Annotated in this window: 10 protein-coding genes and 1 rRNA gene; 5 read left to right on the top strand and 6 right to left on the bottom strand. The window is 67.6% G+C overall.

Features of this window, described 5'->3' with window-relative positions:
• The 6 genes from APR04_RS29010 to APR04_RS28985 form a co-directional block, all read right to left on the bottom strand.
• A 16S ribosomal RNA gene (locus APR04_RS29010) occupies nucleotides 1–116 on the bottom strand; the annotation flags it as partial.
• 964 nt (nucleotides 117–1,080) lie between these two features.
• A complete protein-coding gene (locus tag APR04_RS29005; RefSeq protein ID WP_253877888.1) occupies nucleotides 1,081–1,875 on the bottom strand; it encodes an IclR family transcriptional regulator domain-containing protein in 795 nt (264 codons plus the stop codon).
• A 679-nt stretch (nucleotides 1,876–2,554) separates the two neighbouring features.
• Nucleotides 2,555–3,208: a hypothetical protein gene (locus tag APR04_RS29000; RefSeq protein ID WP_253877886.1), complete on the bottom strand. Its 654-nt coding sequence runs from the start codon at nucleotides 3,206–3,208 to the stop codon at nucleotides 2,555–2,557.
• A gap of 99 nt (nucleotides 3,209–3,307) precedes the next feature.
• Nucleotides 3,308–3,862 carry a hypothetical protein gene (locus tag APR04_RS28995; RefSeq protein WP_253877884.1) on the bottom strand — a complete coding sequence of 185 codons (555 nt, stop codon included), beginning with the start codon at nucleotides 3,860–3,862 and terminating at the stop codon, nucleotides 3,308–3,310.
• A gap of 122 nt (nucleotides 3,863–3,984) precedes the next feature.
• Nucleotides 3,985–4,662 (bottom strand): HAD family hydrolase, encoded by a 678-nt coding sequence (locus tag APR04_RS28990; protein ID WP_253877882.1) that lies wholly within the window; start codon nucleotides 4,660–4,662, stop codon nucleotides 3,985–3,987.
• Nucleotides 4,659–5,504, bottom strand: a complete 846-nt coding sequence (locus APR04_RS28985; RefSeq protein ID WP_253877880.1) for a GntR family transcriptional regulator — start codon at nucleotides 5,502–5,504, stop codon at nucleotides 4,659–4,661. Before APR04_RS28985 ends, APR04_RS28990 begins: the two co-directional genes overlap by 4 nt.
• 132 nt (nucleotides 5,505–5,636) lie before the next feature.
• Here APR04_RS28985 and APR04_RS28980 point away from each other — a divergent pair, with 132 nt between their 5' ends.
• The 5 genes from APR04_RS28980 to APR04_RS28960 are packed head-to-tail and all read left to right on the top strand — an operon-like array spanning nucleotide 5,637 to nucleotide 8,791.
• Nucleotides 5,637–5,867 (top strand): hypothetical protein, encoded by a 231-nt coding sequence (locus APR04_RS28980; protein WP_253877871.1) that lies wholly within the window; start codon nucleotides 5,637–5,639, stop codon nucleotides 5,865–5,867.
• A complete protein-coding gene (locus APR04_RS28975; protein ID WP_253877869.1) occupies nucleotides 5,864–6,178 on the top strand; it encodes a DUF6284 family protein in 315 nt (104 codons plus the stop codon). The genes APR04_RS28980 and APR04_RS28975 overlap by 4 nt, the downstream gene beginning before the upstream one ends.
• 14 nt (nucleotides 6,179–6,192) lie before the next feature.
• Nucleotides 6,193–6,399, top strand: coding sequence for a hypothetical protein (locus tag APR04_RS28970; RefSeq protein ID WP_253877868.1), 207 nt, complete (start codon nucleotides 6,193–6,195; stop codon nucleotides 6,397–6,399).
• Nucleotides 6,399–6,572, top strand: coding sequence for a hypothetical protein (locus APR04_RS28965; protein ID WP_253877866.1), 174 nt, complete (start codon nucleotides 6,399–6,401; stop codon nucleotides 6,570–6,572). The genes APR04_RS28970 and APR04_RS28965 overlap by 1 nt, the downstream gene beginning before the upstream one ends.
• Nucleotides 6,572–8,791 (top strand): FtsK/SpoIIIE domain-containing protein, encoded by a 2,220-nt coding sequence (locus APR04_RS28960; RefSeq protein ID WP_253877864.1) that lies wholly within the window; start codon nucleotides 6,572–6,574, stop codon nucleotides 8,789–8,791. Before APR04_RS28965 ends, APR04_RS28960 begins: the two co-directional genes overlap by 1 nt.
• Nucleotides 8,792–8,793 lie beyond the last annotated feature (2 nt).

The raw sequence follows: 8,793 nt of genomic DNA, 5'->3' as shown, positions 1-8,793 counted from the left end.
TGTTACTCACCCGTTCGCCACTGATCCACCCAGCAAGCTGAGCTTCACCGTTCGACTTGCATGTGTTAAGCACGCCACCAGCGTTCGTCCTGAGCCAGGATCAAACTCTCCATAAAAGAGAAACATCCACACCCACCCGAAGACGAGTGCGAACAATGATACCGGCCAGACCAATCTGATGATTAAGTCTGTCCAAACAACCCCTCACAGCACATGACCACACCAACCGAACGGTCAGCACAGCCACACCCACAAGGGTTAAAACATTGGCATTGACTATCAAGCACACTGTTGAGTTCTCAAACAACCGACGCACACCGTCAGGGTCATCATCCGCTAGATGCTGACCCCATCCGGGGCAACCTCTTAAACTTACCAGACCGGAGCCTGCCCCGCAAACTCGCTGGTCCTGATGGACCGGCAGGTTCTACAAGAGAGGATCCACATCTGATATCCCGCAAAGCAGTGTGAACCGCCCTGCATCAGAGATGGGATCCAGCCCCGGCGCGGCCACTCGGACCGTTTCCGGCCGTCGTGTCCGTCGGCCCGTCGGGCTGACATCCAGAACAGTACGTCAGGTGCTGGGGTGCGTCAAAGCCGGGGGCGGTGACGGCGGACACACAAGCGCTGTTCACCTACTGTTTTTCCAAGGGAGTCTTAGGTTCGAGGGGCCTGAAGCCCTGCCAGGCAGCCTCTACCGCTCCGCGGTGCCCCTGCTTGGGCGTGACCAGACCAAGAACTCCCCCGGCTGGCCATGTCTACGTAATCTTTGATTCAGATTTCGTCATCGAGCCGAGAGGCCACTCGCGACGTCCGAGCCGACCGGTCGCCACGGCGTCCGAACACCGCCGGACCGGTGGCGGCGGTTCTGCTGGGGCCGGCGGCGCCATCGCGTGACGGAGCCTGGGCTCAGGCCCAGCGCCTCTCGAGCTCGCGGGCGCGGGACGCCGCAGGTCTCGGCGACGCGCCTGGAACGCGCCCAGCATGCAGACGTCGATGGAGTGATCCCGGAACCTTCGGGCAGGTGTGGCTCGAGCTCAATGACGTTCTTGGTGCGCACACGCACGTCAACAGTCGGGCTCAGGTCCGAGTGCGGACCAGATCGGCCTCGATCTCACGGGCCGCACGCAGCAACGGCGGCAGGAATCCGGTGACCATCTCCTCGACCGGGCCGCGACGCACCGGAGCGGAGACGTTCACCGCGGCGATCACCCGTCCGGCCGCGTCACACAGCGGCGCGGCGATCGAGCGCAGGCCCTCTTCCAGCTCCTGGTCGACGAGCGCCCAGCCCTGCTCCCTGACCGCATGCAGCTCGGCGCGCAGCGACCCCTTGTCCGTGATCGTGCGTGCGGTGAGCGGCACCAAGGTGGCGGCGGCGAGAAAGGCCTCGCGTTCGCCGTCGGACACGTGCGCCAGAACCGCACGTCCCATCGAGGTGGCAGACGCCGGAAACCTCGTGCCGACCTGAATGGTCGCGGACATGATGCGGCGTGTCGCCACACGCGCTACGTAAACGATGTCGGCGCCGTCAAGGACCGCCACCGACGACGATTCCCCGACGTCCTCCACGAGCTGCTCCAGGTGGGGCTGCGCCACCTCGGGCAGCGACAGGCTCGACAGGTAGGCGTACCCGAGCTCAAGTACCTGGGGGCGTAGCGCGAACACCCGTCCGTCGGTCACCACGTAGCCGAGCTCCACCAGTGTGTGCAGGAAGCGGCGTGCCGACGCCCGACTCAGGTCGGCCTCGCGGGCGACCTCGCTCAAGGTCATCCGAGCGCGGTCCGTGCCGAACGCGCGGATCACCGCGAGCCCACGCTCGAGGGACTGCACGAACTCCCCCGACCGGGTGCCGGCGTCCTGAACGATCTCGCTCATCTCAGGTCCTCCCTGCCGCGTGCGCGTCCGCTTCGCATCCTCGGCCGGGCACCCGGCCGCCGCAGCTCGCACGCGTGCGACCGGCGGGGTTGCGTCGCCTGGGCGGCACGCCCGTCCGGGGTCCTCCCAGGGCCGACGGCGGAGCGCATCGTTGAGCTCCGACGCCTGTCGCCCTGGTCGCACTCCGAACGGGTGTGCCGCACGTGAACGTAGCGACAGGCCGGAGCCTTGGTCAACAGTCGAGTGGTCTGGGTCACAACCGTGACCGGATCGCGACCTGCGGACGGGGCCGGGTCTTGTGACCGTCGCCGCGTGCGACAGAAGAACCGCGACCGGCTTGGTTGCCGGTCAGGGGCTCTTTCGCAGGCCGTGGGCCCTGAGCGCAACTACGCGTCTACTCAGGGCGGGCGTGATGGCCACCGTCTCGGGGAACCTGACGGGGACTGCTCTCCGGATCCGGGCAACGAGAAAGCCCCTCACCCGACTTTCGCCTGGTGAGGGGCTGAGGTGCGCCCGGAGGGATTCGAACCCCCAACCTTCTGATCCGTAGATGCGTCCGGATGGAGATTCACCAGGAAGGCGGCTTGCCCAGAGCGGGGCTAACGTCCGCCATAGTTCGGTTGCGTCCCGACTCGCCCGGCTGGGTTGGGGCAGCGGGTGGGGGCAGTAGACCGCCGAGCTATGTTGCGTCGAGGCTGTCTGAAGCCTGCACGACCGCCTCGCCCAAGTCCGTCGCCCAGTAATAGGCGGTTGCGGAGACACCACCATTGGCTGTCGCGACTAGACCCGTACCCGCCAGGTCGGAAAGGCACCACGCGGCACGGTCGTAAGTCAGCCCCAGGGCCTCAGCGACCTGCTCCGCGACCCAACCACTGTTCCCCTTCGCGGCGCGCTCGCCCGCCGGGTCGCGCATCGGGTTGCCACACAGGAAGCGCAGTGCGCGGAAATGACGGGGCGTGAGACCGCTCATCGCCACGAGCGCCTGGTCTGCGTCATCGACAGACTCTGACTCGCCCCCATCAGACGCGCGCACAGCATCTCCGAGTACCGCGCCCATCGCTCTTAGCGTCTCGTCGTGCCCATTCATCCCGGCTGCCCAAAGCACACGCATGTACAGCGGCGTGAGGGTCGGATCGTGTTCGAAGATCTCTTCGAGGTCTTCGCGGGAGCGGCCCGAAATGGCTTGCGCCGCCTTGAGCGCCCGAGAGGCCAGCCGCTGCCACTCTTGCCGCACCCCCGAGGACATCCAGCCCGTTATCGCACCAGCGCCGGGCAGGAGTGCGCCAGCGACCTCGCTCGCTACTTCGTCGACAGGATGCCTGGCCTCGCCCATTCCAGAACGATAGCGGCCCACGTTGTGGCGTCTTGGCATACCCGATGGGCCGACGCCTGCTGCTTACACGGCCAGGACGCGGGCCCGGGTGGTGCCGGGCTACTGCTCCGGCACGATGGAGTAGGTCGTGATGTCGTCGGGGACCGTGAACGTAACGATCACATCGGCGGGGTCCTCCACCGCGAAGCACTCCGGCCATGTTGTGGTGCGCGTGGGCGGAAGCTGGAGCGGCGGGATGACGTCGCTCTCGCATGAAAGGTAATCGGAGTCGTACGTCCCGGAGAAGACGTTGAAGGAAACCTCCGACAGTTCGACAGGGGCGTCCGTCGTGTTCTCGGCGGTCACGTCAAGGATGACCTCCTCGGTGTAGATATCCGTGTCAACGACGTCGCCCCACCGCTCCGCGAAGTCACCGGCTGCGACGCGGGGCTCAGCGACCGTGATCGTCAGGCCTGACGGTGTCTCGAACGGGACGCCATATTCCGGCATGGCCGGCGCCGAGACGGACGGCTCACTCTCCGGCGACTCCGGCGACTCCGCCAGGGTCCCGGGCGCGGAGCCGGTGGGTTCAGGCGCAGGGTTGTCGGCGGTGCACGCCGAGAGAGCCAGAACAGCGGCGGCGGCCGCCAGAGCGGCGCGGGTTGGGCATCGCATGGGTCGTGCCTCTCTGAGGGTGAATGTGGCTGGCTCTCTTATATGAGACAGGCGAGGTGTCGACATCGTGACGCGGAAACGCCCCCGGGTCGTGGTCGGGGAGTCGGGGCGGATTCAAGGTTTCACTCCGCCGGATATGCAGCAAGGCGCGCCATGTGGTCGATGACGGCGTCGGCTCCCGCGTCTCGCAGCTCAGTCCCGCGCTGCACTGTCTTGGCGTAACCGATCGAACGGACACCGGTTGCCCTTGCCACCTCGATGTCAGACACAGAGTCGCCTATGAAGACGGCGCTCCGCGCGCTGGCCTCCGCGATGGTCAGGGCGCGGTGCACGGTGTGCGGTTCCGGCTTCATGAGATCTGGCCGGAGGTACGGACGCCCAACGACGTCGCGCACGTACGCCGTCAGGCCATGGCGTTCGAGGTAGACGCGGATCGGTTCTGCGGCGTTGTTGCTGACGATGACGACCGGCGTTCCAGCGTCGTGGAGAGCAGCGAGGAGGGCGCGTGCGCCGGGGGTCGGTGTGCAGATCCGGGCGGAGTTGGTCTCGGCTGCCGTGCATGCGTTCTCGACGTCGGCGAGAGCTTCCGATACGTGCGTTCCTGTCCAGCGGATGACGGCGAGGTGGTCCGACGTCGCAGCGATGTCGTCGGGCGGAGTGGCGCCGTGGGCGGCGAGTGCCTGCCGGGCGGCGTCGGCGGCGTGCATGTTGGCCGGCGCGGGCATGAGCGGCGTGACAGGGCCGTCGAAGTCGAGGAGTACGGCGGCCGACTCGTTGAGGAGCTGCGCGGCATCGGTCACTGGGCCACCTCGGTCGCCACGCTGTTCCAGACGCTGTCGAACCACTGGCGTATCTGTACCACGAACGTTGATTCGACGGATTCGGGGTCGCCGTCGTCGGTGTAGTGGAAGAGGACAGCATCCTTGCCCATGGGGTCGAAGATGCTGACCTTCTCACCGTTCACCCGGACGTCGTGTGTGACCACGGGGTAGAAGCCGAAGAAGGCAACATCGCCGTTGATGACGTACGCCTTGAACACCGGCGCGGAACCGAACGAGCGGGCCTCGACCGTGACCGCCGGTACGAGTTCAAGGTCTGCGAGTTCGAGTACCGAGTCCCTGACGGCACTGATGTGCCGAGCTCCGATATCTGCCATCCGCTGCCGGGTACCGGCGTTGTCTTCGTCATCGCCACTGACTGCGGCTGGCAGCGCGAGCGGCTTGGTCATGTCCGACATGAGTAGCCGGAGGTGGATCGACTTGGGCGCGAGTCGGCCGGTCCGGATCTTGTCGAGCGGCTCCGCGATTGCACCGTGGAGCGTCTCGGCGGTGTAGCCCACGACGTCGATCCGGACGTCTTCTGCCTCAAAGGCCTTCTCGAGGTGCGGGCGAAGCCCAACAGGTCGCTCGGTCCGCTCGCGTGCGTACATCCCACTCCCCTGCCGCGACGTCACGAGGCCATCGTCTTTGAGGATGCGTAGTGCCTGCTGAACGGTCATGCGGGCTACGCCGTAGTGCTCTCCCAGTTCCTTCTGAGACGGCAGCTTGTCGCCTGGCGCAATGGTGCGCGTGAGGATCGCGGCGCGGAGCGCTGCCGCGACCTGCTGGTAGGGCGGACGCGGGTCGTCAGGGTCGAGGCTCATGCGATCCACGGTACCCGCTTGGACAGCCAAGTCAGTCAACTTTCGTTCACCTGTTGACATGGCTAGCCAGCCTATGCAAGTCTCGTGTCACGATCAGATGGCTAGCCAACCTAGCCCAATCTAGGGAGATCCATGACGCAGAGAACTGAGGACCTGGCAGCCGCGAGGCGGCTGCTTCTCGCGCTGTCCGAGGGACTGAGCAAGGCCGGGCAGTTGCTGTTCACGGCTGGTCTGGCCGACGAGGGCCGGACGGTCTCGCGCATGGTCACCGACCTCGCGGCGATGCGACGCAGCATCCGCACCGCCCACAACGCCGCCATCGCCGCCGAGCGCGGCACCACCGCAACGGAGGACAACCGATGAGCACCTACACCGCACTTGCCGCGTTCGACGACGAGCCGACGCCGGGCGACCTTGCGGCCATCGCCGCGCAAGAGCCGGTGATCACCGCTGAGGTCGCCGTCGTGGACGCCGAGTGCCGCATGGCGATGTCGCCCGACGAGCTGGCGGTCAAGGCTCACCGCCGCGCCGTCGTCGCCCTCGGCGTCGCGATGCGTACGGCGGTCGAGACCAGCACGAACCGCGCCACGTCCACGGCCCCGGCGTTCACCGCCGGTAGCCCGCTCTCGACGGCCCGCCGGGTCGTCATCCGTCCCGCTGTTCGCACCGCCTGACAAGGGAGCTCGCCATGATCACCGTTTCGCTGCTGGTCCTGCTGTCCATCGTTTCGTTCATCGCCGTGAAGTACGGCTCCGCCAAGGTCGGCACGCTCGTGCTGGGCGTGTGCCTCGGTCTGGCGATGGCGTCCACGTCGTTCGGCGTCTGGGGCGTCGAGGCCCTGAACGACCTGCTCAACAACCTGTTCACGGGTGCCAACGAGATGGCGGGTGCCTGATGGGCGCCCGGACGCCCCAGGTGCGCGAGTGGGTGCGCCTGACCGACGGCGCCGAGGGCCAGATCATCGCCCGCCAGTCCGGGACCATCCGCACGGCGCGCTACGTCGTCCTGCTCGACAACGGCTCCACCCGGGGCGTCAGCCTCGACGACATCGCGGAGAGGAACGTCTGATGACGACCCCGAACGAGCACATGCCCGGCACGCCGGACGACGGGCTGCCCGACGACGCCGCGCTGTCGGCGATGGTCTACGGCTCCGGTCACGAGGTCGAGGCCACCCGGCTGGACCAGGGCGCGACTCTGGTCCAGCCGGGGGAGGACAACACCCTCACCGGCGAGGTGATCGACGCCCCGCCCGCTCCGCCGGCCGAGGACGCGCCGCCCGCGCCGCGTGTCCTGGAGCACCGCGGGGACCACGAGCCCCTAAAGGTGCTCCCGCAGTGGGCCACCTCTCCCGAGGTGTTCCTCGCCGCCGCCAAGCGTGAGGCCACGTTCCTGGCCTCGTGGGTCGGTCACCACGGCCTGCGCCTGCCGTTCGTGTACCTGCCCAAGTTCCTGGTCCGGGCCGGTGTCGGGTTCGGGCTGTGCGTGCGGGGCCTGTCGCGGTGGGTGAGCGACGCCGAGAACAAGGCCACCCGCACCGCGCTCATGGTCGGTGTGCGCGGTACCTCGGAGTGGAAGACGCTCCGCAAGGAGCACGCCGACGGCGTCCGCGCCCGCCTGGCCGGCCTGGCCGCCGCCGGGACCATGTCCGGCGTTGCCGGAGTCACGATCAACACCTACACCGGCGCCGAGGGCCTGACCGTCGCCGCCATCGCGGCCGGTACCGCCGCCGTCACGGCGTTCGGCATTGTCGGGACCAAGAAGGTCACCAAGCCGATCCTGGATACCCACGAGGAGCAGGTGCCCAAGCTGACCATGGACCTCGTCTCGGACGCGCTGCTCACGCTCGGTCTGGGTTCCATGGGCGAGGTCAAGGCGGGCCGCGCGGAGAACAAGATCCTGCGGATCTTCTCGACCACGGGCGGCGTGGAGATCCACGTTGACCTCGTGCCCGGGGCGACCACGGCCATGGTGATCGAGCGCAAGGATCGCCTCGCCTCCGCGCTGCGCCGCCCGCTGGACACGGTGTGGCCGGAGAACAACCACAAGGCCAACCCCGGACGCCTGAACCTCTACATCGCGGACAAGGCGCTCTCGGAGCGGCGTGCCGTGGAGTGGAAGCTCGCCAACAAGGGCGTCACCAACGTGTTCGAGCCGTTCCCGATCGGTGAAGACCAGCGCGGCCGCCCGGTGTCGGTGAACCTGATGTACAACAACGTCGTCGTCGGTGGCCTGCCCGGCATGGGCAAGACCTACCTGCTCCGCGTCCTGATCCTGGGCGCGATGCTCGACCCGCGCACCGAGCTGCACATCCACGAGCTCAAGGGCACCGGCGACCTGCTGGCGCTCAAGCCCGTAGCGCACGTGTGCCAGTCCGGTGACGACCCGGACGACTTCAAGGCCCTGCGGGACGACCTGCGCAACGTCCGCGAGGAGATGCGCCGCCGGTCCGCGTTCATCCGCTCGCTTCCGCGTGAGGAGGTCTCCGAGTCCAAGGTCACCGACGAGCTGGCCAACCGGTACGGCCTCAAGCCGATGCTGTTCGTCATCGACGAGTCGCAGCTCGCGTTCAAGGACCCGGCCTACGGCGGCGAGATCGCCGACCTGGTCGAGGACGTCACCCGCCTGGGCCGCGCCCTGGGCATCATCCTCATCCTCGCCACGCAGCGCCCCAACAAGGACGCCATCCCCACGGCCATCTCGGCGCTGATCAGCATCCGCATCTGCCTGCGGGTCGGTGACCAGACCACCAACGACATGGTGCTGGGCACGTCGATGTACAAGGCCGGGCACCGCGCCACCGACCTCGACCCCGAGGCCAAGGGCGTGGCCCTGCTGGCGGGTGAGAAGGCTGACCCGCAGCTCGTGCGCAGCGCGAGCGTGGACGGGGCCGCGTCGGACAAGATCGTCGAGCGCTCCCGCGTCATCCGCGAGGCCAAGGGCCTCCTGACGGGCATGGCCGCCGGGGACATCCCCGCCGACCTGGACCACTCCACCGTTGTGGACCACCTGCTCGCCGTGTGGCCCGAGAACGACCCCGAGTGGGCCAACGGGAAGATCTGGTCCGACGAGCTGGCCGCCCGCCTGGCCGAGCACAAGCCCACCCTCTACACCGGCTGGGACGCCGCCCAGGTCAACGCCGCCGCCAAGCGCCACGGCGTCACCGCCAAGAACGTCAAGCACGGCACCGGCGCCAACAACGTCCGCAAGGGCCTCGTGCGCGCCGAGATCGTCAAAGCCGCTGGCGACGTCATCGCACTGCCCGACACCACCACCGAGGAGGACTGACC

The organism is Promicromonospora umidemergens (assembly GCF_024171995.1).
Lineage (GTDB): Bacteria > Actinomycetota > Actinomycetes > Actinomycetales > Cellulomonadaceae > Promicromonospora > Promicromonospora umidemergens.
The sequence above is the reverse complement of the archived record's forward strand: the minus strand, read 5'-3'. Positions and strand labels throughout refer to the sequence as shown.

Excerpts from the sequence above, each read along its gene's own strand:
- APR04_RS29005 (WP_253877888.1), bottom strand. The coding sequence starts at position 1,875 with ATGAGCGAGATCGTTCAGGACGCCGGCACCCGGTCGGGGGAGTTCGTG.
- APR04_RS29000 (WP_253877886.1), bottom strand. The coding sequence starts at position 3,208 with ATGGGCGAGGCCAGGCATCCTGTCGACGAAGTAGCGAGCGAGGTCGCT.
- APR04_RS28995 (WP_253877884.1), bottom strand. The coding sequence starts at position 3,862 with ATGCGATGCCCAACCCGCGCCGCTCTGGCGGCCGCCGCCGCTGTTCTG.
- APR04_RS28985 (WP_253877880.1), bottom strand. The coding sequence starts at position 5,504 with ATGAGCCTCGACCCTGACGACCCGCGTCCGCCCTACCAGCAGGTCGCG.
- APR04_RS28980 (WP_253877871.1), top strand. The coding sequence starts at position 5,637 with ATGACGCAGAGAACTGAGGACCTGGCAGCCGCGAGGCGGCTGCTTCTC.
- APR04_RS28975 (WP_253877869.1), top strand. The coding sequence starts at position 5,864 with ATGAGCACCTACACCGCACTTGCCGCGTTCGACGACGAGCCGACGCCG.
- APR04_RS28970 (WP_253877868.1), top strand. The coding sequence starts at position 6,193 with ATGATCACCGTTTCGCTGCTGGTCCTGCTGTCCATCGTTTCGTTCATC.
- APR04_RS28965 (WP_253877866.1), top strand. The coding sequence starts at position 6,399 with ATGGGCGCCCGGACGCCCCAGGTGCGCGAGTGGGTGCGCCTGACCGAC.
- APR04_RS28960 (WP_253877864.1), top strand. The coding sequence starts at position 6,572 with ATGACGACCCCGAACGAGCACATGCCCGGCACGCCGGACGACGGGCTG.